Origin of the sequence: Virgisporangium aurantiacum, assembly GCF_016863635.1 — a bacterium.
Taxonomy (GTDB): Bacteria; Actinomycetota; Actinomycetes; order Mycobacteriales; family Micromonosporaceae; genus Virgisporangium; species Virgisporangium aurantiacum.
This window is the reverse complement of the sequence record NZ_BOPG01000048.1, coordinates 162,705-185,771: the sequence shown is the minus strand read 5'-3', so window position 1 is coordinate 185,771 and position 23,067 is coordinate 162,705. Positions and strand designations below refer to the sequence as shown.

23 protein-coding genes and 1 pseudogene are annotated in these 23,067 nt (G+C 69.4%); 15 read left to right on the top strand and 9 right to left on the bottom strand.

Annotation, left to right across the window (positions count from 1 at the left end; genetic code table 11):
- Window positions 1-69: 69 nt before the first annotated feature.
- Window positions 70-1,011, bottom strand: coding sequence for a glycosyltransferase family 2 protein (locus tag Vau01_RS36320; protein WP_204002844.1), 942 nt, complete (start codon window positions 1,009-1,011; stop codon window positions 70-72).
- A 123-nt stretch (window positions 1,012-1,134) separates the two neighbouring features.
- Here Vau01_RS36320 and Vau01_RS36315 point away from each other — a divergent pair, with 123 nt between their 5' ends.
- Entirely contained in the window at window positions 1,135-3,258 is a 2,124-nt protein-coding gene (locus tag Vau01_RS36315) for a glycoside hydrolase family 2 protein (RefSeq protein ID WP_204002841.1), read from the top strand.
- On the opposite strand, the gene Vau01_RS36310 is transcribed toward Vau01_RS36315, so the two are convergent.
- The 4 genes from Vau01_RS36310 to Vau01_RS36295 are packed head-to-tail and all read right to left on the bottom strand — an operon-like array spanning window position 3,225 to window position 7,533.
- On the bottom strand, window positions 3,225-4,658 hold the full coding sequence (locus Vau01_RS36310; protein WP_204002838.1) for an O-antigen ligase family protein: 1,434 nt from the start codon (window positions 4,656-4,658) through the stop codon (window positions 3,225-3,227). The genes Vau01_RS36315 and Vau01_RS36310 overlap by 34 nt on opposite strands.
- 13 nt (window positions 4,659-4,671) lie before the next feature.
- Window positions 4,672-5,625 carry a hypothetical protein gene (locus Vau01_RS36305; RefSeq protein ID WP_204002835.1) on the bottom strand — a complete coding sequence of 318 codons (954 nt, stop codon included), beginning with the start codon at window positions 5,623-5,625 and terminating at the stop codon, window positions 4,672-4,674.
- A complete protein-coding gene (locus tag Vau01_RS36300) occupies window positions 5,615-7,051 on the bottom strand; it encodes a GuaB1 family IMP dehydrogenase-related protein (protein ID WP_204002832.1) in 1,437 nt (478 codons plus the stop codon). The genes Vau01_RS36305 and Vau01_RS36300 overlap by 11 nt, the downstream gene beginning before the upstream one ends.
- A 35-nt stretch (window positions 7,052-7,086) precedes the next feature.
- Window positions 7,087-7,533, bottom strand: coding sequence for an NUDIX hydrolase (locus Vau01_RS36295; RefSeq protein WP_239152129.1), 447 nt, complete (start codon window positions 7,531-7,533; stop codon window positions 7,087-7,089).
- Between the two features lie 111 nt (window positions 7,534-7,644).
- Between Vau01_RS36295 and Vau01_RS36290 the strand changes: the two genes are divergently transcribed.
- The gene (locus Vau01_RS36290) at window positions 7,645-8,025 is read left to right on the top strand and encodes a CBS domain-containing protein (protein WP_204002826.1); all 381 of its coding nucleotides are present in this window, start codon (window positions 7,645-7,647) and stop codon (window positions 8,023-8,025) included.
- A 52-nt stretch (window positions 8,026-8,077) separates the two neighbouring features.
- Here the strand turns inward: Vau01_RS36290 and Vau01_RS36285 are convergent, their stop codons facing one another.
- Window positions 8,078-8,638: a Uma2 family endonuclease gene (locus Vau01_RS36285; RefSeq protein WP_204002814.1), complete on the bottom strand. Its 561-nt coding sequence runs from the start codon at window positions 8,636-8,638 to the stop codon at window positions 8,078-8,080.
- Between the two features lie 193 nt (window positions 8,639-8,831).
- Here Vau01_RS36285 and Vau01_RS36280 point away from each other — a divergent pair, with 193 nt between their 5' ends.
- The 3 genes from Vau01_RS36280 to Vau01_RS36270 all read left to right on the top strand — a co-directional run bounded on the left by Vau01_RS36280 (window position 8,832) and on the right by Vau01_RS36270 (window position 12,063).
- A complete protein-coding gene (locus Vau01_RS36280; RefSeq protein WP_204002812.1) occupies window positions 8,832-9,530 on the top strand; it encodes a maleylpyruvate isomerase family mycothiol-dependent enzyme in 699 nt (232 codons plus the stop codon).
- Between the two features lie 20 nt (window positions 9,531-9,550).
- Window positions 9,551-10,645, top strand: a complete 1,095-nt coding sequence (locus tag Vau01_RS36275) for an aminotransferase-like domain-containing protein (RefSeq protein ID WP_204002810.1) — start codon at window positions 9,551-9,553, stop codon at window positions 10,643-10,645.
- A 275-nt stretch (window positions 10,646-10,920) separates the two neighbouring features.
- Window positions 10,921-12,063 (top strand): magnesium and cobalt transport protein CorA, encoded by a 1,143-nt coding sequence (locus Vau01_RS36270; RefSeq protein WP_204002806.1) that lies wholly within the window; start codon window positions 10,921-10,923, stop codon window positions 12,061-12,063.
- Between the two features lie 80 nt (window positions 12,064-12,143).
- Here the strand turns inward: Vau01_RS36270 and Vau01_RS36265 are convergent, their stop codons facing one another.
- Window positions 12,144-12,647 (bottom strand): hypothetical protein, encoded by a 504-nt coding sequence (locus Vau01_RS36265; protein ID WP_204002804.1) that lies wholly within the window; start codon window positions 12,645-12,647, stop codon window positions 12,144-12,146.
- Window positions 12,648-13,029: 382 nt separating this feature from the next.
- On the opposite strand from Vau01_RS36265, the gene Vau01_RS36260 reads away from it, so the two are divergent.
- The 4 genes from Vau01_RS36260 (at window position 13,030) to Vau01_RS36245 (ending at window position 16,218) form a co-directional block, all read left to right on the top strand.
- Window positions 13,030-13,545, top strand: coding sequence for a peptidylprolyl isomerase (locus Vau01_RS36260; protein ID WP_239152128.1), 516 nt, complete (start codon window positions 13,030-13,032; stop codon window positions 13,543-13,545).
- Between the two features lie 74 nt (window positions 13,546-13,619).
- Complete coding sequence (locus Vau01_RS36255; RefSeq protein ID WP_204002799.1) at window positions 13,620-14,531, top strand: rhomboid family intramembrane serine protease; 912 nt, start codon at window positions 13,620-13,622, stop codon at window positions 14,529-14,531.
- 20 nt (window positions 14,532-14,551) lie between these two features.
- Window positions 14,552-15,007, top strand: coding sequence for an SCP2 sterol-binding domain-containing protein (locus Vau01_RS36250; RefSeq protein WP_204002785.1), 456 nt, complete (start codon window positions 14,552-14,554; stop codon window positions 15,005-15,007).
- A gap of 2 nt (window positions 15,008-15,009) precedes the next feature.
- Window positions 15,010-16,218 carry an acyl-CoA dehydrogenase family protein gene (locus Vau01_RS36245; RefSeq protein ID WP_204002782.1) on the top strand — a complete coding sequence of 403 codons (1,209 nt, stop codon included), beginning with the start codon at window positions 15,010-15,012 and terminating at the stop codon, window positions 16,216-16,218.
- A gap of 110 nt (window positions 16,219-16,328) precedes the next feature.
- Here the strand turns inward: Vau01_RS36245 and Vau01_RS36240 are convergent, their stop codons facing one another.
- Window positions 16,329-16,742: a DUF6232 family protein gene (locus Vau01_RS36240; protein WP_204002768.1), complete on the bottom strand. Its 414-nt coding sequence runs from the start codon at window positions 16,740-16,742 to the stop codon at window positions 16,329-16,331.
- Between the two features lie 239 nt (window positions 16,743-16,981).
- Here Vau01_RS36240 and Vau01_RS36235 point away from each other — a divergent pair, with 239 nt between their 5' ends.
- The 6 genes and pseudogenes from Vau01_RS36235 (at window position 16,982) to Vau01_RS36215 (ending at window position 21,470) form a co-directional block, all read left to right on the top strand.
- On the top strand, window positions 16,982-18,343 hold the full coding sequence (locus tag Vau01_RS36235; RefSeq protein ID WP_239152146.1) for a helix-turn-helix domain-containing protein: 1,362 nt from the start codon (window positions 16,982-16,984) through the stop codon (window positions 18,341-18,343).
- A gap of 39 nt (window positions 18,344-18,382) precedes the next feature.
- Window positions 18,383-18,970 (top strand): class I SAM-dependent methyltransferase, encoded by a 588-nt coding sequence (locus Vau01_RS36230; protein ID WP_239152145.1) that lies wholly within the window; start codon window positions 18,383-18,385, stop codon window positions 18,968-18,970.
- 46 nt (window positions 18,971-19,016) lie between these two features.
- Window positions 19,017-19,961: a DUF8189 domain-containing protein gene (locus Vau01_RS36225; RefSeq protein WP_204002762.1), complete on the top strand. Its 945-nt coding sequence runs from the start codon at window positions 19,017-19,019 to the stop codon at window positions 19,959-19,961.
- A 101-nt stretch (window positions 19,962-20,062) separates the two neighbouring features.
- Window positions 20,063-20,209 (top strand): annotated as a pseudogene (locus tag Vau01_RS65390) (type IV toxin-antitoxin system AbiEi family antitoxin domain-containing protein); the annotation flags it as partial.
- A 27-nt stretch (window positions 20,210-20,236) separates the two neighbouring features.
- A complete protein-coding gene (locus Vau01_RS36220; protein ID WP_239152127.1) occupies window positions 20,237-20,860 on the top strand; it encodes a hypothetical protein in 624 nt (207 codons plus the stop codon).
- Window positions 20,853-21,470 (top strand): nucleotidyl transferase AbiEii/AbiGii toxin family protein, encoded by a 618-nt coding sequence (locus Vau01_RS36215; RefSeq protein WP_204002757.1) that lies wholly within the window; start codon window positions 20,853-20,855, stop codon window positions 21,468-21,470. Before Vau01_RS36220 ends, Vau01_RS36215 begins: the two co-directional genes overlap by 8 nt.
- 327 nt (window positions 21,471-21,797) lie before the next feature.
- Here the strand turns inward: Vau01_RS36215 and purD are convergent, their stop codons facing one another.
- Window positions 21,798-23,063, bottom strand: coding sequence for a phosphoribosylamine--glycine ligase (gene purD / locus Vau01_RS36210; protein WP_204002754.1), 1,266 nt, complete (start codon window positions 23,061-23,063; stop codon window positions 21,798-21,800).
- Between the last annotated feature and the right edge of the window lie 4 nt (window positions 23,064-23,067).

Here is a 23,067-nt window from a genome sequence, read left to right as displayed (position 1 = left end):
CGTACCCCGTGTCAGGGCGCCCGCTCATCGCGTTACCCCTGTTGCCTGTGTGACGAGGGAGGTGTCGCTTCAGTGGCCACCACGCCGCGCGATCAACCTGTCCCGCACGACCCGGCGGACGCGGGTGGGTACCAGCCAGATCTGGGCGAACGTGACCACGTCACGCACGCCCGGGCGGCCGTACCGGACCGACTCGTACAGCAGCTTTCCGAACACCTTCGGGCTGTGACTCTGCGCCGCCATCGAGCTGACCTGGGTCATCGCGAGGGCCGCGTAGGCGCGGCGGGTGACCAGCGGCCGCACCCCGCGCAGCCAGGCCAGCGACGCCCGGATCGGCGCGTCGTCGCTGATCCGCGGCCGGTTCTCGTCGGCGTACCAGACGACCAGCGGCTCGTCGACGATCAGCAGGTCGACACCGTCGCGGCTGAGGGCGCGGAGCGACCAGTCCATCTCCTGCAGGCGCCGCAGGTCCTCCTTGAACGGCACCTCCGTCAGGAGCGCCGTGGGGGCCATGATCGTCGAGGTCTGGATGAATCCGTCGCCGTGGAACGGGCCCTTGCGCACCGTCAGCCACTCGCTCAACGGCTCGCCCGGGTCGGGCAGCCGGCGGGGGAGCACGAACTCGGTGCGGGGGGTGCGCACGAACAGCTTGGTGATCACGATCGGCGTCTCGACCTTGCCGCTGCGGGCGAGGTCCACCTGGGCCTGCAGTTTGCCGGGCAGCCACTCGTCGTCGTCGTCCAGAAAAGCCACGAACTCGCCGCGCGCCGCCCGGACGCCGGCGTTGCGCGCCGCCGGCGCGCCGCCGCGTTCCGGCTGTTCCTGGACGCGCAGCCGATCGTCGCCCAGCGCCGCGAGAGCCTCGTGGGTCGCCTCGTCCGGCCCGTCGACGACCACAACCACTTCGAGGTTCCGGAACGTCTGATCAAGGGCGCTGCGGACCGCTCTTGTCACCAGAACGGGTCGATTGAGCGTCGGTATGACGACGGTGACGTCAGGACTGGAGACCATGACGGAAGACGGTAAACGACCGGACGAGGGCGACCGCCGTTGCCATCCATCCGTATAGTTCAGCGACACATCTCGTCGCCTCTTTCGGCGACAAACCAGCTGCTGCCAGCCTAAGGACGGTTGATGCCGAACCGGCTTCGCCTGCACGGTGCGCTCGTCATGGCGACCTGCCTCGTGCTTCTCGCCGCAGGACTCGCTGCCGCGGCACCGTCGGTGCTCCGGGCGTCGGAGGCCGGGGTGTGGTTGGCCGCCGGCCCCACCCGGAAATGGGTCGGGCTCGACGACGGGTGGCGGTTCCACTACGGCGACGTTCCGGGCGCCACCGGGCCGGAGTTCGACGACAGCACCTGGGCCACGGTCAACGTCCCGCACACCTGGAACGGCCAGGACGGCCAGGACGGCGGCAACAACTACACGCGCGGCGCCGGGGTCTACCGCCGCCACTACGCGGTGCCGCCCGGGCAGGCCGGTCGCCGCCAGTACCTGCAGTTCGACGGCGCGAGCCTGGTCACCGAGGTCTGGATCAACGGAACTCACGTCGGGCGGCACGAGGGCGGCTTCGCCCGCTTCCGCTTCGACGTCACCGACGCGCTGAAGCCGGGCGCCGACAACGTCATCGCGGTTCGCGTCGACAACTCGAAGAACATCGACGTCGCGCCGCTCAGCGGCGACTTCACGGTGTTCGGCGGCCTCTACCGCGGGGTGGGACTGTGGGTCACCGACCCGCTCGCGATCGACCCGCTCGACCACGCCGGGCCCGGCGTCTACCTGCGGACCCGCTCCCTGACCGACGCGTCGGCCACGGTCGAGGTCACCACGCTCGTCCGCAACAACGGCGCTACGCCGCGGAAGGTCGCCGTGCGCGCGCTCATCGCGGATGCGGCGGGCGCCCCGGTCGCGGCGGCGACGGGTGACGACGTGACGGTGGCCGCCGGCGGGCAGGCGCGCGTGGTCCGCAGCGTGGAGGTGCCGAAACCGCACCGCTGGAACGGCAAGGCCGACCCGTACCTGTACAAGGCCAGTGCCGAGGTGATCGACGCCGCCTCGGGCCGGGTCACCGACGTGGTCACCGAGCCGCTCGGGTTCCGCACGGTCGCGCTCGACCCGGCGAACGGGCTGATCCTCAACGACAAGCGGCACCCGCTGCACGGCGTCAACCGGCACCAGGACCGGCCCGACAAGGGCTGGGCGGTGACGGCGGCGGAGGAGACCACCGACTTCGACCTCATGGACGAGATGGGCGTCAACGCCCTGCGTACCGCCCACTACCAGCAGAGCCAGACCGTCTACGACCTGTCCGACAAGCGCGGGTACCTGGTGTGGACGGAGATCCCGCTGGTCGACTACATCACGCTGGGCGACGCGTTCGCCGCGAACGTCGAGCAGCAGATCCGGGAGATGATCCGGCAGAACTACAACCACCCGTCGGTGGTGTTCTGGGGGATCGGCAACGAGCAGCAGGTCGACGACGGTCCGGTGAACGCGCTGATGGACCGGCTCAACACCATCGTGGCGGAGGAGGACCCGACCCGCTGGTCGGCCTACGCGCACGCACAGGTCCACATCAACGGCGGGCTCGACAAGCACGCCGCGGCGGCCGGCTACAACCGGTACTACGGCTGGTACTACGGCAGTTGCGAGCAGCTCGGCCCGTTCCTCGACAACGTCCGCACCACGTACCCGAACCGGCCGGTGGGGCTGAGCGAGTACGGGGCCGGTGCGAGCGTCAGCCAGCACGACACCGGCGCGGTGGCGCCGACCGCGGGCGGCCAGTGGCATCCGGAGGAGTACCAGTCCTCGTTCCACGAGCGGTACTGGACGCAGATCTCGGCCCGGCCGTACCTGTGGGGCACGTTCGTCTGGAACATGTTCGACTTCGCCGCCGACATGCGTGCCGAGGGCGACTCGCCGGGCCGCAACGACAAGGGCCTGGTGACGTACGACCGCAAGATCCGCAAGGACGCGTTCTACTTCTACAAGGCGGTGTGGACCGACACCCCGTTCGTCCACATCACCAGCAGCCGGTGGACCGACCGGCCGGCCGGCCGGACCACGGTGAAGGTGTACAGCACGCTGCCCGACGTGTCGCTCACGATCAACGGCGTGTCCGCCGGGCAGGCCACGACCGTGAATCCGGGCGTGTTCACCTGGCCGGTCACGCTGGTCGCGGGCGAGAACAAGGTCGAGGTGACGGGCACCCGCGGCGGCAAGAACTACACCGAGACGGTCTCCTGGGACGCCACCTGACTCTTCGCCAGCAGGTACGCCTCGCCGGTGAGCAGTAGCACCCAGAACGTTCCGCCGGTGCCGCCGAGCAGCCAGTCGTTGAGGGCCATCGTCGGCACCGCGGCGATCGCCGCCATGACGAACCAGGCCTCTGCCGGTGGACCGCGCCGGATCACCCAGGCCAGCGCGTGCCACAGCACCAGCCCGAGCCCGAGCAGGAACGCGATCACGCCGAGCACGCCGCCGCGCCGGAGCGAGCCGACCGCCGAACTGTCGGTCGGCAGCAGCAGGCCTTCGCCACCCGGGCGCTTCACGACGGCGCGGGCGGTCTTGGTGTCACCGAACGCCTTGTCGACGACGCCGGCGTCCTGCCACTCCTCGATGACGAACTTCCACGTGTCGACGCGTCCACTGGTGACCCCGCCGCTGCCGTACCGCTCCCTGCCGAGGAAGCCCTGCACCCCACCGGATGCGACCAGTACCAGGCCCAGCACCACGAACGGCACAGCGATGGCAGCGAGGGTGTTCCGGGTAGAGCGGTAATCGGGCAGGTTCGGGACGTCCTGGCGGCGACGCCAGAACAGCAGCGCCGCGTGCACCACGCCGGCGACGCCGAGCAGCACGAACCCGGCGCGCGAGTTCGTCGCGTACACCACGAGGCCGGCAACCCCGGTGACCGCGAGCCGCTGCCACGCGGCGAACGTCTTGTCGGGGCCGATCCGGATCGCCACCATCACGGCCAGGCCGGCGAGCGCGTTCGGGTGGTAGAGCAGGTACTCGCCGCCCCAGAACCGGTACTCGAAACTCTTGCCCCACGGTCCCGGCGGCACGGTGTGCACCGACTCGAACAGGTTGCCCGAGCCCGACAGCAGGATCGCCGCGAGCGCGAACAGGAACGCGGCCACGACCCCGATGCTCAGGTCGACGCCGGTGCGGCGCACCAGCCCGACCGCGGCGGCGACGGCCAGCCCGGCGATCCCGGCGTAGGCGATCCGCTGCGCGGTGACGCCGACGTCGAACACCAGCAACGCGCCGATGACGCCGAACACCCAGTAGGAGACGCCGAGCCAGGTGGTGCCCAGCTTCACGCTCTCCTTGAGGTTGGCGAGGTAGGGCCAGCCCCAGAACAGGCAGACCGCGCCCTGGATTCCGATCAGGACCCAGATGACCAGCGGCTGGTCCATGAACACCCAGGCCGCGAGCCCGGAACTGATGAAGAAGGCCCCGAACAGGAGACCCCGCCAGGTGACGCCCGGCAGCGTCAGGGCGAGCACGGCCACCAGTGCGGCGAGCGCACCGGCGACGAATGCCTTGATCGCGGACCCGAATCCGTCACCGACCGCCAGTTCGGTGGCAGCCGCACCCAGTGCGACGACCGCAACGCCGACAGCGATCCACCATTGCCTGATGCGTCCCATCATGATGGCGTGCACCCTATCCGGCGGCCCGGCGTGCTGCCGCCCACCACCATCCGGCAACCGTGAGCACCAGTCCGACCACGACGAGCGCCGTCGCCGCGGCCGACTCGGCCCCGTACGTCCCGAACGAGACCGCGACCGCGTAGTTGTCGGTGCTGATCGTCTGCACCAGAATGGCGGCGGCCCGGTTACCGGTCTCCTGCTGCTGCCGGCTCCACCACGCGTCACCGGCCGCCTGGCTCATGTACAGCCCCGCCGAGACCAGCACCAGCGCGCCCGCGGCGGCCACACCGGCGACCCCGCCCCGCGTCGCGGCCAGCACGGCCAGCGCACCGGCGGAGACCGCCGCGGCGAACGGCATCCCGACCGCCGCGAGGTACGACGGCAGTTGCCCGGCGTCCGGTGTGAGCAGGTGGTTGAGTGCTTCGTACCCGACCATCAGCACCAGCCCGATCACGACGAGCACCACCGCCGCGCTGGGTTCCTTCACCGGCCGCTGCACCGGCGGCAGCGCCCGGATCGGGACGCTGAGGAGGGCGGCACCCACCAGCAGACCGAGCGGCGCCCACGCCGACAAGCCGACCCTCGCGTTCTCCACGGCCGTGGCCACCAGCACCAACGCGCCGAGGGGCAGCGCAACCGGTACCGGCCGGGGCAGCCGCGGCCGGCGGACAGCACCGGTGAACACCAACCCGGCGGCACCGACGACGCACAGCGCCGCGCCCTGCACGGTGACCGGAATCGAGGCGAGAATCAGCCCGCTCGCCGCGACCAGGAGGCCGAACAGCAGCACGCCGCCGAACACCCACGGCCACCGCGCCCGGCCGTTCCCGCCGTTCCCGCGGTTGTCGCCACTGGCTGTCTCGGCGCTTTCGCCGCCGGCCGCCTCAGCGTTTTCGCCGCCGGCCGCCTCGGCGTTTTCGCCGCCGGCCGCCTCGGCGTTTTCGCCGCCGGCTGCCTCACCATCCATCCGGTAAGGGCTTCCCTTCGTTGTAGCCGGCCTGGCTCTGCACCCCTACCACCGCCCGCTCGGCGAACTCGGTGAGGTCGGCGGCGCCGGCATAGGTGCACGCGCTGCGGACGCCGGCGACCATAGCATCGATGATGTCCTCTACCCCGGGCCGGCGGGGATCGAGGTACATCCGTCCGCTGGAGATCCCCTCCTCGAACAGCGCCTTGCGGGCCCGCTCGTACGCGGTGTCCTCGGCGGTGCGCCGGTGCACCGCCCGGGCCGACGCCATGCCGAAGCTCTCCTTGTAGATCCGGCCGTCGGGGTCGCGCATCGGGTCGCCGGGCGACTCGTGCGTGCCGGCCAGCCACGACCCGACCATGACGTTCGACGCGCCGGCCGCGAGCGCCAGCGCGACGTCGCGCGGGTTGCGCACCCCGCCGTCGGCCCAGGCGTGTGCACCGAGGCGGCGGGCCTCGGCGGCGCATTCGAGCACCGCGGAGAACTGTGGCCGGCCCACGCCCGTCATCATGCGGGTGGTGCACATCGCACCCGGCCCGACGCCCACCTTGACGATGTTCGCGCCTGCCTCCACGAGGTCACGCACCCCCTCGGCGGTGACGACGTTGCCCGCGGCGACCGGCACCGACGGCTTCAACCGGGTGACCGCCTGCAGCGCCCTGATCATGCGCTCCTGGTGGCCGTGCGCCGTGTCGACGACGAGCAGGTCGACACCGGCGGCGAGCAGCTTGTCGGCCCGGCCCGCGACGTCGCCGGTGATGCCGATCGCCGCGCCGATCCGCAGCCGGCCCTCGGCGTCGACCGCCGGCTTGTAGAGCGTCGCTCGCAACGCGCCCTTGCGGGTGAGGACGCCGCACAGGTGGCCGTTCGCGTCGACAACCGGCGCGATCTGGTGGTGCGCGGCGGTGAGCCGGTCGAACGCGTCCTCCGGCGTGACCGTCGCCGGCAAGGTGAACGGGTTCGGCGTCATCACCTGGCCGAGCTGGGTGAACCGGTCGACGTCGAGGCAGTCGCGCTCGGTGACCACGCCGATCGGCCGGCCCGACTCGACGACGATCACCGCGCCGTGCGCCCGCTTCGGCAACAGGGCGAGCGCGTCGGAGACGGTGTCGGTGCGGCCCAGCGTGATCGGCGTGTCGTGGACGAGGTGCCGCTGCTTCACCCACGACACCACCTCCGCCACCACGTCGATCGGGATGTCCTGCGGAATGACGGTGATGCCCCCGCGCCGGGCGACGGTCTCGGCCATCCGCCGACCGGCGACGGCGGTCATGTTCGCGACCACGAGCGGGATCGTGGTGCCCGAGCCGTCCTTGGCGGCAAGGTCGACGGCGTACCGGGAGTCGACGGCCGACCGGCCCGGCACCATGAACACATCGTCGAAGGTCAGGTCGTACGGCGGCGGTGACTCGTACAGGAAGCGCATAATCCAAGTATTTCCACGATCTTGTCGAGATACGGTCAATTACCGCTTCGTAGCTCCGCGAATGCCGCGGTGAGCAGCGCTCGCATCATGTCGTTCGCGAGGCAGGCCGGCTCCCCCGCGAACAGGTCGGGCACCTCCGCTTCCGTGATCCACCGGTACTCGGTGTGCTTGCCGGCCTCCAGCCGAGGGCTCGCCAGGTCACCGTCGACCCGCACCACGAAGTCCTCCTCGATGCGGAGCCGACCGTCGTCGCCGGTGTAGGTCATCGGATCAAGGGCGACCAGCACCTCCGCGAGCCGCCAACCGGTCTCCTCGGTGATCTCGCGCCGCAGCGCGTCGAGCGCCGACTCACCGGCTTCGAGGTGACCGCCGACGATGTCCCACGTGTCGGGGAACAGGCGGCGCGTGGGGGAGCGGCGTTGGAGGAAGACCCTGCCCAGGTCGTCGACGATCACGGCGGCGGCACAACGCAGAGGTGTCACCCGACTGACGCTATCCATCCCCGCAGGGGTTGTAACTCATCGATCGGGCCGTGAGGATGTCGGTACCGTGCGTTCGCAACTGTGCGTTCACAACGAAGTGGGGGTGCGCCCATGCTGGTTCACGAAGCAATGAGCAACGCCGTGCTCCAGGTCGGCCCAGGGCACACGCTCCGGCAGGCGGCCGAGCTGATGTCCGAGCGCAAGGTCGGCTCAGCCGTGGTTCTCGATCCCGACAGCGAGGGCCTCGGCATCATCACCGAGCGGGACGTACTCAACGCCCTCGGGCGGGGACTCGATCCGGACACCGAACAGGCCGCCGAGCACATCACCTGGGACGTCGTGTACGCGGCGCCGACCTGGACGCTCGAGGAAGCGGCGCAGGCGATGGTGCGGGGCGGCTTCCGGCATCTCGTGGTGATGGAATCGGGCGAGGTGCAGGGTGTCATATCGGTACGTGACATTCTTCGCTGCTGGGTACGCGTTCCGGCCTAGCTTTCGCGGATTGCGGGCTCCCGTTCTGTCACACGGGAGCCCTGGTATTCGGTCAGCAGAATTCGGCGGGATCGAGCGTAACGGGAAAGGGTTCCTCGGTGCGCCATTCCTCGCCCACTTCCACGGTTACGACATCGCGGTACGTCGAATTGTCTGCGTCGAGGGTCATGACGGATAGCTGGCGGGCGATCGGGTCGACGATCCAGTAGTGCGGAACCCCCATCCAGCCGTAGTAGTGCCGCTTGGTGACATTGTCGTTCTTGCGGCTACCGGGCGACAGGACCTCCACCACCAGCACGGCGTCCTTCGGGTCGAACACCGCCAGGGGTCCTTTGAGCGCGCTCATCGGCGTGACGAGGATGTCGGGAACGAGGTAGGTGTCTTTGCGCGCACGCTTGAGGACACCGCCGTTCTGGCCAACAATGAGGTGCTTCGGCCCCTGCAGGACCAGCAACTCATGCAGACGGTTGACGACTCCGTAGTGGAGCACGGCCGGTTGGGGGCTCACCAGAAGTCTCCCGTCGATGAGCTCGTACCGTTTGCCATCCTCGGGAAGAGCATGGAGATCCTCGAAGGTCCACGAATCTGTACCGCGGGGCACTGAAGCGGTCATAGTCATGGCTCCGTTCTATCCCATCGACCCGACAGATTCATCAACGAACCCGAGTCTAAGCGCCCGTTTTGACCTTCAGCGAAAAACGACCCCCAGATACAAGTTGAGCATTGTAAGAAAAAGGAAATTCGCTGGACACCTTCCCGTTGACCTGTGCGGTGAGAATCCGGCGAAGCCGGAAAGGGGTCAGGACATGTCCACTGTGAACGAGCCGGAACTCGCCGACCTGGACCCGTTCGACCTCATGGCCGCCGAAGCCACCCGCGTCGACGCGTTCTACCGTGCGCTCGCCGACGGCAACGACTGGCTGATGCCCACCCGCTGCGCCGGCTGGAACCGCCGTGACCTGCTCGCGCACCTCGCCGGCGTCGAAGACGACACCGCCGCCCGGCTGGCCGGCGCGCCGCTGCCCGCGTCGTACGTCGGGGAGACCGCGCTCACCCGCCGCGTCCACCTGCCCGGCCTCGAACTGCTCGACGAATGGCGCGACCGCGTCGACCGCAACGACACCGAACTGCGCCGGCGCGGCCCGCACGCCGCGTTCCCCGGCCCCGGCGGCGCGCCGTATCCGCTCGGCCGGTGGTCGTTCTACCTCGCGTCCGAGCGCGCCATCCACGCCGACGACGCCGGAGTCCCGATCGGCGAAGCCGAGTCCGCGGCCAGGCTCGACTGGCGGTTGCGGTTCGCGCGGTCCGCGCTCACCGAGCAGAGAAACGGGCAGGTCGGGGTGGTCGCGGACCGCGGCGCCCAGGTCGTCCACCTGATGGGGGAATTCAACGGTGACGCCGTGCGCCTGCCCGACGATCAGTTCGTCGAAGCCGTGAGCGGACGGTTGCCGCCGGAGGCCGACGTCCCGTTCCACCTACGCAATGCACTCGCGGTGCTGGGTTGAGCCGCCGATATTCTGTGCGAATGACCACGCAGCAGTTGATCTCGTTCGCCCGCGGTGCGCCCAGCCTGGACATCATCGACGTCTCCGGCCTGTCGGCGGCCGCCACCCGCGCCTTCGAGGCCGACCCGGCCGGCGTCACGGCGTACGGCACGTCGGTCGGCTACCTACCGTTGCGAAAGTGGATCGCTGACAAGCACCGCGTGGCGCCCGAGCAGGTGCTGGTCACGAACGGATCGCTGCAGGCCGACGCGCTGCTGTTCGAGCACCTCGTGAAGTCCGGCGACGACGTGGTCGTCGAGCGGCCCACGTACGACCGCACGCTGCTCAACCTGACGAACCTCGGCGCGCGCGTCCACCAGGTCACCCTGGCCGAAGACGGCCTCGACGTCGACGAACTGCGCAAGCTGCTCGAAGGCGGCGTCCGCCCGAAGCTGGCGCACATCATCCCGAACTACCAGAACCCGGCCGGTGTCACGCTGAGCCTCGACAAGCGCCGCGCGCTGCTCGGGCTCGCCAAGGAGTTCGGCTTCACGATCTTCGAGGACGACCCCTACGCCGACATCCGGTTCCGGGGCGAGGCGCTGCCCTCGATGCTGTCGCTCGACGAGAACAACAGCGTGGTGCACGCCAGTTCGTTCACCAAGACGGTGTGCCCGGGCGTGCGGGTCGGATACCTGGTCGGACCGGCCGACCTGATCGCCGCCATCGCCAAGCGCGCCACGAACCTGTACATCTCGCCCGGCATGGTGTCGCAGGCGATCGTCCACCAGTTCTGCGTCTCCGGTGACATCGGCCGCTCGATCGCCACCGTGAACGCCGCGCTGAAGGAGCGCGTCTCGGCGCTCGCCGCGGCGCTGCGCGAGCACGTCCCCGGTGTCAGCTTCACCGAGCCCGACGGCGGTTACTTCCTGTGGGTCGACCTGCCCGACACCGTCGACGTCGACGCGCTGCTGCCGGCCGCCGAGAAGCGCGGCGTGGCGATCGTGAAGGGCAGCGATTTCCTGCTCGAAGGCGGTCGGCACTCGCTGCGGCTGGCGTACTCGGCGGTGAAGGCGGAAGACGTCGAGGAAGGCGTGAAGCGCCTGGCCACTGCGATCAGTGACATCCGGGCGTAACCTGCCGGTAACCGAAACTGAAATGTGATGTCGAACCTATTCCGCCCCGCTGCCGGGTAGATCAAGCTGCGAGGCAGCAAACCGGCCCAGGCGGCCGGAATGCGTCGACATCACCTCCCGCCCCCGAGTACCGGGTGGGTCGCCCGAACACCACCCACCCAGCGGCGACCCGCCCGGTACTCGTATGCGGCTCCGTTCATCCGGTCGTCAACCACGCGGCGTAGCCTCGACGGGCGCCCGCGTCCGGGTGCGGTTCGGGTGAGGGGAGGGTTGGCATGGCTGAGCTGCCTGTCGAACGTGCGATTCCGCGGGCCTTCAAAGCCCCGGTTCGGGTGATGAGCCGAATGCTCGGGGCCCCGCCCGCCCCCACGGATGAGACCCAGCCGCCCGAAGTGTCGGAAAACGACGCGATCGTCGAGTGCGGTCTCTACCTCGACGGGGTGCGCCGGCCCGAGCGGCTGAACTACACCGAGGCACTGCGCGTCGCGCGGGAGCACGGCAACGGGTTCGTGTGGCTGGGGCTCAAGGAGCCCGTCGCCGGGCAACTCGGGCACGTCGCGGAGACGTTCGGCCTTCACGAGCTCGCGGTCGAAGACGCGGTGACGCGTGGGCAGCGGCCGAAGGTCGAGCGGTACGCCGACATGACGTTCTGCACCATGCGTACGGCGCGCTACGTGGAGCACGAGGAGCTCACGGCCAGCAGCGAGATCGTCGAGACCGGCGACATGATGATGTTCATCGGCGAGCACTTCATCATCACGGTGCGGCACGGCGACGCGTGCAACCTCGGCCGCATCCGCAGCCAGCTCGACCAGCGGGCGGAACTGCTCCGGCAGGGGCCGTGGGCGGTGGCGTACGCCGTCTACGACCTGGTGGTCGACGTCTACCTCGACGTCGTCGACTCGATCGAGGACGACATCGACGTCATCGAGGAGGTCGTCTTCGCCACCGAGGCCCGCACGGGTCGCCACCGCAGCGGCCGGATCCAGCGGATCTACCAGCTCAAGCGGGAACTGATGGAGTTCAAGCGGGCCGTGCTGCCGTTGCAGCGGCCGCTGAGCGGCCTGGTCCATCGCGAGGTGGTCGACCTGCCGAAGGAGATCCGCCGCTACTTCCGCGACGTGCACGACCACCTGAACCGGGCAAGCGAGCAGGTGCTCTACTTCGACGACCTGCTGAACTCGGTGCTGCAGGCGCGGCTGGCGCAGGTCACCGTCGACCAGAACAACGACATGCGCAAGATCGCGGCCTGGGCCGGTATCGCCGCCGTGTGGACGGCGCTGGCCGGCATCTACGGGATGAACTTCAAGTACATGCCGGAGCTCGACTGGCGGTTCGGCTATCCGGCCGTGTGGGCGATCCTGCTGATCGTCACGGCCGTGATGTACCGCGGCTTCCGCCGCTCGGGCTGGTTGTAGACAGACGCGGCTGGTTGTCGGCAGACGCGCCGATCCCGGGACCTCCAGCCGGAGATCCCGGGATCACAGCGTTCGATCCGTTACGGCCGGCTGCTGTTCGAGCCGGTGCCGGCCTTGCCGTAGAGGTCGTCACGGGAGCCGAACTCCGGCGACGGCGACGAGGGCGAAGCCGACGAAGAGGACGACGGGTTGCGCGACGACGAGTTCGTCATCTCCGCGGCCCGCTCCTTGGCCGACTCGGCCAGCGACTGCACCTTTTCCCGCCCGGAGTCGAGGGTCGACTTGGCGGTCTCGATCATCGAGTCGGTACGGCTGTTACCGGTCTCCCGGGTGCTGCCGTACTCCTCCCACTGATCGCGGTTGGCGCGCCGGCGGGCGATCACCGCACCCGCGGCACCGACCGCCGCGCCAGCGGCGAGCAGGCCACCGAGCACCATCGGCCAGCGACGCGTGCTCTGCTGCTCACGCATCACCTTCGCCTTGCCCTTGCGGGCGTTCCGGCCGACGGCGATCGCGAGCGGCAGCACGGCGGCTGCCGTGGCCCGGTTCGCCTTGCGCACGGACGGGCCGGCCGACTTCTTCACGGACTTCCTGGCTGACTCGTAACGTGGCCCGATGAGATTGGCGGTGCCACTGGCTGCATGACTTGCCGCTTGCCGGAAATGGTCGAAGCTCTGACCGAGCTCCTCCCGCATCTGGATGCGGTGCGTCTTTGCCTGACGCCGTCGAAACATCTGATCCACCTCCGTTGAACGGCGGCCTCTGGTTGGACGCCACTCCTGCTCATACCCCGGTAGCGGGCCTGCGTACCGTGCTGTCCGCTACGCGTCATATTGCCCCTTCATCCGGTTGGTCGTCGGCCAAACGGCGGATCACATGAAACCCGCTCACCCGCCCGGCGGCCGGGACGCCGAACGCGTTCGGTTACGGTGGTCTGCGGAAGACGAGAAGGAGAGGGAACCCTCGGTGACTTTCGCGACCCTGCACACGACGCTCGGACCGATCCGGGTTGAACTGTTCGACAACCACGCGCCGAAGACGGTCCGGAACTTCATCGGGCTGGCCGAAGGCACCCAGGAGTACACCGACCCGCGCACCGACACGAAGGGCTCCGGGCCGTACTACAACGGGGTGACCTTCCACCGGGTGATCGAGGGCTTCATGGCCCAGACCGGCGACCCGACCGGCACCGGCCGCGGCGGCCCCGGCTACACGTTCGCCGACGAGATCCACCCCGACCTGCAGTTCGACCGGCCGTACCTGCTCGGCATGGCCAACACCGGCCGCCCGGTCACCAACGGCGGGCAGTGGTTCATCACGTTCGGGCCGACCACCTGGCTGAACGGCAAGCACACGATCTTCGGCACGGTCGTCGACGCCGACTCCAAGCGGGTCGTCGACGCGATCGGCCAGGCCAAGACCGGCCCCGGCGACAAGCCGATCGAAGACATCGTGATCGAGCGCGTCGACATCGAGCGCTAGCAAGATCGGCGCCGACCGAAAGGTCGGCGAAAGGGCAATCCGCGAACGGCGGGCAGGTCGGTACGCTTCAGTGCATGACCGCGCCCGCCGTTCCGGTTTGCTACCGCCACCCCGGCCGCGAGACCTACGTCAGCTGCACCCGGTGTGGACGGCCGATCTGCCCCGACTGCATGACCGAGGCCGCCGTCGGCTTCCAGTGTCCCGAGTGCGTCAGCGCCGGCCGGCGCACGCAGCGCCAGCCGCGCACCGCGTTCGGCGCCACCCGGGCCGGCTACGCCGGGTACGCCACCATCACCCTCATCGCCCTGAACGTGCTGGGCCTGGTGGTCGGTGCCGTGATCGTCGGTGCGCCGGCCGTGGTCGGCAGCGGCCTGTTCACCGGCGTCACCAAGCTGCAGATGATGTTCGGCAGTTTCGCGCCGACGTACGACATCGTCGCGGGCTCCGTGCCGGCCGGTACACAGGTGGGGGAGACGTACACGGGCATCGACGACGGCGCGGTGTACCGGCTGGTCACGTCGATGTTCGTCCACTACGGCATCCTGCACCTGCTGCTGAACATGTGGGCGTTGTGGATGCTCGGCCGCAACCTCGAGGCCGCCCTCGGCCCGGTGCGGTTCGTCGCGCTCTACATGCTCTCCGGGCTCGGCGGCTCGATCGCCGGCTACCTGTTCTCGCCCGAATCGATCAGCGCCGGCGCGTCCGGTGCCATCTTCGGGCTGTTCGCGGCGCTGTTCGTGATCCTGAAGAAACTGCGGCGGGACACGTCGAGCGTCGTGCCCATCCTCGTGATCAACCTCGTGCTCACGTTCACGATTCCGAACATCTCGATCGCCGGGCACCTGGGTGGTCTCGTCACGGGCGCGATCGTGGCCGCCGGCCTCGCCTACGCGCCGCAGCAGGGCCGCACGGCGGTGCAGACCGCCACCGTCGTCGGCGTCGGGCTGATCCTCGCCATGCTGGTGGTCGTGGGCATGGTCGCCTGAGCAGCGAATACAGTTCCGGCGTGAGGGATTTCTCGAACATCGACGACTACGCCGACATCTCGCCGACGGAGTTCGCCCGCCTCGTGAAGGCGACCCCCGAGTCCGAGATCCGCGCGCTCCTCGCCGGCCACCAGCGCACGGCGATCCTCGACGGGATCTTCGCGCGGATGCCCGAGTCGTTCCGGCCGGCCCGGGCCGACGGCCTCGACGCCGTGATCCAGTGGACGATCACCGGCGGCCCGAACGGGTCCGACACGTACGAGATCCGCATCGCCGACGGCGTGTGCTCGACGTCGTCGGCGCCGAGCACCGATCATCCGAGACTGGGGATCACCGTGGGGCCGCTGGATTTCGTGAAGGTGGTCTCGGGTAACGCCAACCCCGTACTGATGTTCATGACCGGCAAGTTGAAGGCCAAGGGCGACATGGGGCTGGCCGTGAACATCCCCAACCTGTTCGAAGTACCGAAGGCGTAGGCATGTTCTCGATCGATCTGACCCCCGACCAGACCGAACTGCGCGACTGGGTGCACGGTTTCGCCGCCAACACCGTCCGGCCGGCCGCGTCCGAATGGGACGAGCGCGAGGAGACGCCGTGGCCGGTGATCCAGGAGGCGGCCAAGATCGGCCTCTACGGGTTCGACTTCCTGGCCAACTGCTATGCCGACCCCACCGGGCTCTCCCTGTGCATCGCCACCGAGGAGCTGTTCTGGGGCGACTGCGGCATCGGATTGTCGATCATGGGCACCTCGCTCGCGGTCGCCGCGATCTTCTCGGCCGGCACGCCGGAACAGCTCACCGAGTGGGTGCCGCAGTGCTTCGGTGACCCGGCCGATCCGACGGTGGCGGCGTTCTGCTCCACCGAGCCCGAGGCCGGCTCCGACGTCGCGGCGATGAAGACCCGCGCCCGCTACGACGAGGCCACCGACGAGTGGGTCATCAGCGGCCAGAAGGCGTACGCCACGAACGGCGGCATCGCGGGCGTCCACGTGGTCACGGCGTCGGTCGAGCCCGACCTCGGCTCGCGTGGCCAGGCCGCGTTCGTGGTCCCGCCCGGCACGGCCGGCCTGTCGGCGGCGCGCAAGCTGCGCAAGCTCGGCCTCCGCGCGTCGCACACGGCCGACGTCTTCCTCGACGACGTGCGCGTGCCCGGTGCGTGCCTGCTCGGCGGCAAGGAGAAACTGGACGAGCGGCTGGCGCGGGCGCGGGAAGGCACCCGGTCGACGGGCCAGGCCGCGATGCGCACGTTCGAGCTGACCCGGCCGGCGGTCGGTGCACAGGCGATCGGGCTGGCCCGGGCGGCGTACGAGTACGCGCTGGAGTACGCGAAGCAGCGGGTGCAGTTCGGTCGCCCGATCATCGAGAACCAGGCCGTCGCGTTCACGCTCGCCGACATGCGGATGGAGATCGACGCCGCGCGGCTCCTGGTCTGGCGGGCCGCCTGGATGGGCCGCAACGAGCGGAAGTTCGAGGCCGGCGAGGGCTCGATGAGCAAACTCAAGGCCGGCGAGGTCGCGGTGATGGTGACCGAACGGGCGGTGCAGCTGCTCGGCGGAGCCGGCTTCCTGCGGGAGCACCCGGTGGAACGGTGGTACCGCGACGCGAAGATCTACACGATCTTCGAGGGGACGAGCGAGATCCAGCGGCTGGTGGTGTCGCGCGCGATCTCGGGAGTTCAGGTGCGCTAGAAGCCTTGTCGGGAGCCTCACTCGTGCCCGGGCGTCGTTGCCCGGACACGAGTACCCCCGATCGGGTTCCTCTCGCGAGGCCGGTGCGCCCGGCCTGCGGGGAGACCGGGCTAGTAGCTCAGCGCCGAATAGCGCGCGTCTCGCTCGAGCGCCCGCCGCAGCGCTCGGGTGAGCTTTCCAACTTCGATCGAGTCGCGGGTCTTGATGAGCATCAGCTCCATGCCGCGGAAGTTCGCCCACAGCATCAACTCGCGCGGGTGCGTACGGCTGAGCACGAATGCCGAGCCGACCGCCAGCAGGCCGGCGAGCCCGAACGCGGCGGTCATCGCCACCGGCATGACCGCACCCATCAGGATGGCCATCGCGATCAGGGAGACTCCGCCTCCCAGCGCGCGCACCACCATCCGGTTGAACGGCCCGCGAGTTGTGCGGACCCCTTGCAGATCGCGGACCGAGTAACGGCGCCCGTCAACGCTGACGTACGAATCGGTGATCCGCACTCCACGGTGGTTGTAGAAGGTCAACATTCTTCTCACCGCCCTTCGCCAGCTACCTGGCGGATGGAACGTTCGCTGTTTGCGATGTCCCGTCAGTAGTATGACCCGGCTCACTATCCACGCGCAACACTTTTCAGTGATCACATGAGATTCTCAGTTGGGTACCTGGGAGCGGCGCGCGGAACTTCAAGTTTTTGTAAAGTTCGTCTACGCTGCAGCGACAACACGGGGGAAACACAGGACAGCGCAACAGGTCGGGCCTGGTGATGACGAACGACGACGCCCAGTCGAAGCGTCCGGGTGAAGAGTCACGCGGCGCCGCACACGAGGCTCGCCAACGGTGGGCCCATGAGGTGATCCAGGCGCTCGCCGAACGTCGGCTGTCGATCAACGCCGCGGCCCGCGAGATCGGTATCTCGCCGGGCCGCCTCCAGGCCTGGTTGCACCAGGACGTCGAGCCGTCCCCGCGGGTCATGCGCGACCTCGCCCGGGTGATCGGCCGCAGCCACACCCACCTGCTCTCGCTGCTGGAGTGGCTGCCGCCGGAGATGTCCGGCGCGCCGATGCGGCTGGAGGCCACCGAGAAGCTGAACGAGGCGATCGGCGAGGCCCGGCGCTGGCTGCGCGGCGCCACCAAGGCCGTCGGCATCCGGGGCGGCACCATGGTCGCCGGCGCGCTGCTGGAGAACAGCCGCGAGTGGGGCGCCACGGTGCGGAACAGCATGCGCGGCCAGAAGTACCCCACCCGGTACGCGGTGCGGGTCGGTGCGCATCCGGTCGACGCCGTCTCCGGCTCCCGCGGCATGCCCGACGACCCGACGGTCACCCAGGCGGACCGGCGTCGCATCGAACTCGCCGTCTTCGACACCATGCTGCGCACATCCGCTCATTGGCTCGAACCCGGGCCCGCGACCGGCGCGCACTGGGCCCGCCGGCCCGACCTGGTGATGAGCGTGCCCTCGCTGTGCGCGAGCCGGCCACGCGGCCTGCGCCCGAACCTGCTGGTGCCGCCGAGCATCGTGGTGGTCGGCATCCCGCACGCCGGCAGCCAGGAGGTCGGTGCGCTGCTCGCCGACCTGCTCGACTGGGCCTACCAGGACGTGAAGGCGCTGGCCGCCGAGCAGTTCGAGCTGGCGCCCGACACGTCGACCGAGGTGGTGGAGCGCGCCGAGGTGGCCGCCGCCCGCCGGCTCATGGAGGACCCGCTCGGCATCGCCCGCCAGACGGTGTGGTCCTACCTCGACCCGAAGCCGATCCTCCAGACGTTCCGCCAACTCGGGCCGGAGCTGCCCCTCGTGGTGCTGCTGCGGGCGCCCGACAGCCTGATCGAGCACGTCACGGGCGAGTTCGCGGAGCGCGGCGATCCCGACGTCGACCTGGTGGAGGCCGCGCAGAACCTGGTGCGCAGAACCGTGGAACCGAACCGCTCCGCCGGTAGCTATCTCATCGTCGACGTTCCGGACCTTCCGATCGGCTCCGGCAAGCCGGACGAGATCGACCTGATCTTCGACGCGTACGTCGAGATCGCGTTCAAGGCCGCCGAGTGGCTGCACGTCACCCACGACGGCCCCGCCCTGGCCACCAGCGACGGAATCCTCGGCCGCCTCTGGCGGACCGCCAACACCTGATCACGACACTTCCAACCAAGGAATCGGGGCACCACGGTGATGCACGCCGACTTCTACGACCGCGCCTATTTCGACGGGACGGGCAAGAGCAACTACTGCTCGTACAACGGCGAGTCGTCGCCGTTCGAGGCCCACGCCGACGCCGTCGCGGCGCTGCTGCGGGAGTACTCGCTCGACGGCCCGGTGCTCGACATCGGTTGTGCCAAGGGCTATCTGGTCACCGAACTGCGCCGCCGCGGCATCGACGCGCACGGCGCCGACTGGTCGCCCTACGCGATCGCCGAGGCGCCCGCCGACGTGCGGCCGTTCCTGCACCGGGCCGGCGCGCACGACCTGCCGTTCACCGACGGGCAGTTCGCGCTCGCCGTGTCGTTCGACGTCCTCGAACACATGGATCTCGGCTACGCGCGACGGGCGCTCCCCGAGATCGCGCGGGTGTCGCGGTGGCAGCTGCACCAGGCCAACACCGGGCGGCTGGACGTCTGGCGGTACGACGGTGACGCGAGTCACTGCACGCGGATGTCGCTCGAAGAATGGCAGGCCCTCGCCTCGACGCTCGAGTTGCCGCACACGATCGTCTGCGAGCCCGACCGCCGGCTGCCGTTTCTCAGCGAGGTCCAGCTTTAGATAGGCAACTAAGCTTGCCGATGGAACATGCACGAGAGGGGACATCGTGTGGAGTTCGCTCGGCGGCACGTGGATCACCGCGCCGCACGCCGTACAGGTCGGAGCCGACAAGATAGCCCTGTTCACCGTCGGCACCGACCACGTCATCCGGGTGCGCTGGCGCATCGACGGCGAGTGGGGCGGCTGGACGGTGATCCCCGGTGAGGTGATCCAGGTCCCGCACGCCGTCGCCGGCACCGGCGACTGCCTCGACATGTTCGCGATCGACCACAAGTACTCCATCCAGCACCGGCAGTGGCTCGCCGGCGAGTGGAGCGACTGGAAGTCGATGACCGGTGAGGCCGGCGGCCCCACGCTCACCGCGCCGCGGGCCGTGTGGTCCACCCCCGACCGGCTCGACATCTTCGTCCTCGGCACCAACCTCGGCATCTGGCACAAGTGGCGCGACGGCGACGACTGGACCGACGAGTGGTCGTCGCTCGGGTCGCTCTGGCTCACCCCGCCGCACGTGCTGTCGCGCGGGCCGGGCCGCATCGACGCGGTGGCGATCAACTCGGAGAGCGGCCTCGCCCACGCCCGGTACCAGGACGGCGAGTGGGGCACCTGGCAGACCGACGACGCCATCGCGATCTCGCGGCCGTTCGCCGTCGAGTCCGAGGATCTGCTGCACGTGTTCGTGCTGGGCGAGAACCGCGGCGTCTACCACTACACGTGGGACAAGGAGTGGAGCGAGCCGACGTCGCTGCAGGGCACCGTGATCTCGCCACCGCGGGCGGTCGCCCGGCCCGACGGCGGCATCGACGTGTTCGTGGTGGGCGTCGACAGTTCGATGTTCAGCCGCTCCTACCGCAACGGCGAATGGCACGACTGGAAACCGATCGGCGGCCGGGCGTTCTCGCCGCCCAGCATCCTCGCCCACGACCGCACGGTGGAACTCTTCGTGCTCGGTGCCGACAGCGCCATCTGGCACACCCAGGTCGACGTTGCATGAAGCCGGTGCTGCGAAAGTAGCAGCGGGCGCTGCAAAGTTATCGCTAGGCGCTAGTATTGCAGTCAAAGGATGACTTTCTCAGCACGCGCTTAGGCACTTAAATGGCAAACGCCCAGAAACTGGCTGAAATAGGGACGGATCAGTGGGGACTGGTCACGGCCGCCCAGGCCCGCCGGGTTGGGGTCACCCCTCAGGTGATGGCCAGGATGGCCAAAACGGGGAGCCTGGTTCGACTAGCCCACGGAGTCTATCGGCTCGCCGGTAGCCCCATCGATATGCATGAAGATCTCCGGGTCACCTGGCTCACGCTCGAGCCTGGCATGACGGCCGAGGAACGGCTTACCAACGAGGGCGTCGACATCGTCTCCCACCGGTCGGCCGCGCGTTTGCTCGACCTCGGCGATGTCGACGCCGACGTCATGGAGTTCACCGTGCCACGTCGGAAGCAAACCCGACGAACCGATGTCCGATTGCACCGGTCCAGCATCAGCACCGACGACTGGGCGCTGGTCGCCGGCCTGCCAACGGCGAAGCCTCATCGGGTCATCGCTGATCTTGCCGCAATCCGTATCGATCGAGGCCATCTGGCTACCGTGGTGCGCGATGCCGTGCTCAAGCACGATCTGGCCGTAAGTACCGCCGCTGCGATTTTGGCCCCACATGCGTGGGGCTACGGCGCCATGACCGGTGACGGGCAGGGGCTGGTGACGCTGCTGCTGCGCGAGGCCGGCATTCCCCGCAACACGGTCGACATCGTGGCTCGTGACGCTGCGATGACCATAGATCTCGTTGAAGCCGTACGCCGCGCACTGGCCGCAGACCCAACGGAAGCCGTACGGCACGCGATCCAGAATCTCACTCCGCCCGGCCCTCCCAGCACACGGAGCGACGATGGGTGAGCACTCGCTGCCCCGCAGCCCTGCCGCGTTCCGGCAAGCGGTCGACAGCCGTCTCAAGGCGCAGGTGAAGGACCTGGGCGTGCCCACGACGCTGAACCACCTGCGTCGCCGCTTCCTACACGAGCGGTTCCTTGCCCGGGTGTTCCTGGCCCCAGGCGAGCAGTGGGCGCTCAAAGGTGGCGTAGGGATGCTGGTGCGCACGCCCCCACGGGCCCGATTCAGCCAAGACATCGACCTGCTACACGTGCCCGCCGACGTCGATGCGGCGGTTGCCGAGTTGCGCCTGCTCACCCGGCAGGACACCGGCGACTTCCTTCGGTTCCAGCTTGGCGAGCCGCAGCAGGTGAGCACCGGCGACGGGTTCCGGATCAAGGTGGAGGCGTACGTTGGCACCGGCAAGTGGGACACGTTTCCGGTCGATGTGTCATGCGAGTCGCACTACATCGGCGAACTGGAACACCGTCACCACACACCAGTTCTGCCCGTCGACAAGCTGGGTTTGGCGTTGCCCGAGTTTGTTCTCTACCCGGGCGTCGACCAGGTGGCCGACAAGGTGGCCGCGATGTACGAACGGCACGGCCCGAACCAGCAGACCGCATCGAATCGCTGACGTGACCTTGCGGATCTGGTACTTCTGACGGAAATCGAGCCGCTGGACGCCGCCGTCCTGACCCGAGCCCTCGCGGTACGCGTCACGCAAGCACGTAACCCGGTGCAGTTGCCGGACCGGATGCGATCACCGGGGCCGGAATGGGAGACCGGCTACCCGGCGTTCGCCGCAAGGGAGACGCTGATCGCCGAGCGATATCACCACCTGTTTGAGGCGCTCCGATACGTCGGGGAATGTCTGGACCCCGTCCTTGGCCAGAGTGTCACCGCTGGCCGATGGACTCCGCCCGACCGGCGATGGGCATGAATCGTCGCGGTCGAGAGCGCGCTAGACGGTGATCTCGCCGCGGGCCGCGCGCAGCGCGATGTCGGGACGGACCTGCGCACCGGGCATGGTGACGCCGTCGACCAGGGCGTAGGCGGCGTGCCGGGCCGAGGCGAGGTCGGGGCCGGTCGCGGTGCAGCAGAGCACCCGGCCACCCGCCGACACCAGCGACCCGTCGGGCCGGCGTGCGGTGCCCGAGTGCAGCACGCCCGGCACCCGGTCGGCGCCGAGGATCGGGTCACCCTTCCGGGCCGAGGCCGGGTAGCCGGCAGAGGCGACCACGACCGTCACCGCCGACTCCGCCCGCCACCGCAGCGCGGGGTGCGCGGCGAGAGTGGTGGTCGCGGCGGCGTGCAGCAGGCCGGCCAGCGGCGTCTCCAGCAGAGCGAGAACGACCTGGGTCTCCGGATCGCCGAACCGGCAGTTGAACTCGATGACCCGCGGGCCAGACGGGGTCAGCGCCAGCCCGACGTACAGGAGACCGCTGAACGGGGTGCCGCGTTCGCGCATTTCCGCGAGCGTCGGCGTCACCACGGACGCGAGCACGTCGTCGACCAGGCCGGCCGGTGCCCAGGGGAGCGGCGCGTAGGCGCCCATGCCGCCGGTGTTCGGGCCGGCGTCGTCGGCGCCGATGCGCTTGAAGTCCTGCGCCGGAACCAGCGGCCGGACGGCGGTGCCGTCGGTCACCACGAACAGCGAGACCTCGGGGCCGCTCAGGTACTCCTCGACCACCACCCGCTCGCAGGACGCGGCGTGGGCCAGCGCCTCCGCGCGGTCGTCGGTGACGACCACGCCCTTGCCGGCCGCGAGACCGTCGTCCTTGACGACGTACGGGGCGCCGAACTCGTCGAGCGCGGCCGCCGCCTCGGCGGGGGTGGTACAGGTACGGGCGCACGCCGTCGGCACCCCGGCCGCGCTCATGACGTCCTTCGCGAAGGTCTTCGAACCCTCGATGGCGGCCGCGGCCATGGATGGGCCGAAACACGCGATGCCCTTGGCCCGGACCAGGTCGGCGACCCCGGCCACGAGCGGCACCTCCGGACCGACCACGACGAGGTCGGCCCGGCTCTCGACGGCGAGCCCGGCGGCGGCCTCGATGTCGGTGACGTCGAGCGGGGCCAGCACCACCGGGGCACCGCCGGCGAGGCTGACGCTCGCGATGCCGGGGTTGCCGGGGGCGCAGACCAGCGCGGTGACGGCGGGGTCGGCGGCGAGGCTGCGGGCGAGGGCGTGCTCGCGCCCGCCGGATCCGATCAGAAGTACGCGCACGGGA

Excerpts from the sequence above, each read along its gene's own strand:
- Vau01_RS36320 (WP_204002844.1), bottom strand. The coding sequence starts at position 1,011 with ATGGTCTCCAGTCCTGACGTCACCGTCGTCATACCGACGCTCAATCGA.
- Vau01_RS36315 (WP_204002841.1), top strand. The coding sequence starts at position 1,135 with ATGCCGAACCGGCTTCGCCTGCACGGTGCGCTCGTCATGGCGACCTGC.
- Vau01_RS36310 (WP_204002838.1), bottom strand. The coding sequence starts at position 4,658 with ATGATGGGACGCATCAGGCAATGGTGGATCGCTGTCGGCGTTGCGGTC.
- Vau01_RS36305 (WP_204002835.1), bottom strand. The coding sequence starts at position 5,625 with ATGGATGGTGAGGCAGCCGGCGGCGAAAACGCCGAGGCGGCCGGCGGC.
- Vau01_RS36300 (WP_204002832.1), bottom strand. The coding sequence starts at position 7,051 with ATGCGCTTCCTGTACGAGTCACCGCCGCCGTACGACCTGACCTTCGAC.
- Vau01_RS36290 (WP_204002826.1), top strand. The coding sequence starts at position 7,645 with ATGCTGGTTCACGAAGCAATGAGCAACGCCGTGCTCCAGGTCGGCCCA.
- Vau01_RS36285 (WP_204002814.1), bottom strand. The coding sequence starts at position 8,638 with ATGACCGCTTCAGTGCCCCGCGGTACAGATTCGTGGACCTTCGAGGAT.
- Vau01_RS36280 (WP_204002812.1), top strand. The coding sequence starts at position 8,832 with ATGTCCACTGTGAACGAGCCGGAACTCGCCGACCTGGACCCGTTCGAC.
- Vau01_RS36275 (WP_204002810.1), top strand. The coding sequence starts at position 9,551 with ATGACCACGCAGCAGTTGATCTCGTTCGCCCGCGGTGCGCCCAGCCTG.
- Vau01_RS36270 (WP_204002806.1), top strand. The coding sequence starts at position 10,921 with ATGGCTGAGCTGCCTGTCGAACGTGCGATTCCGCGGGCCTTCAAAGCC.
- Vau01_RS36255 (WP_204002799.1), top strand. The coding sequence starts at position 13,620 with ATGACCGCGCCCGCCGTTCCGGTTTGCTACCGCCACCCCGGCCGCGAG.
- Vau01_RS36245 (WP_204002782.1), top strand. The coding sequence starts at position 15,010 with ATGTTCTCGATCGATCTGACCCCCGACCAGACCGAACTGCGCGACTGG.
- Vau01_RS36235 (WP_239152146.1), top strand. The coding sequence starts at position 16,982 with ATGACGAACGACGACGCCCAGTCGAAGCGTCCGGGTGAAGAGTCACGC.
- Vau01_RS36230 (WP_239152145.1), top strand. The coding sequence starts at position 18,383 with ATGCACGCCGACTTCTACGACCGCGCCTATTTCGACGGGACGGGCAAG.
- Vau01_RS36220 (WP_239152127.1), top strand. The coding sequence starts at position 20,237 with ATGCATGAAGATCTCCGGGTCACCTGGCTCACGCTCGAGCCTGGCATG.
- Vau01_RS36215 (WP_204002757.1), top strand. The coding sequence starts at position 20,853 with ATGGGTGAGCACTCGCTGCCCCGCAGCCCTGCCGCGTTCCGGCAAGCG.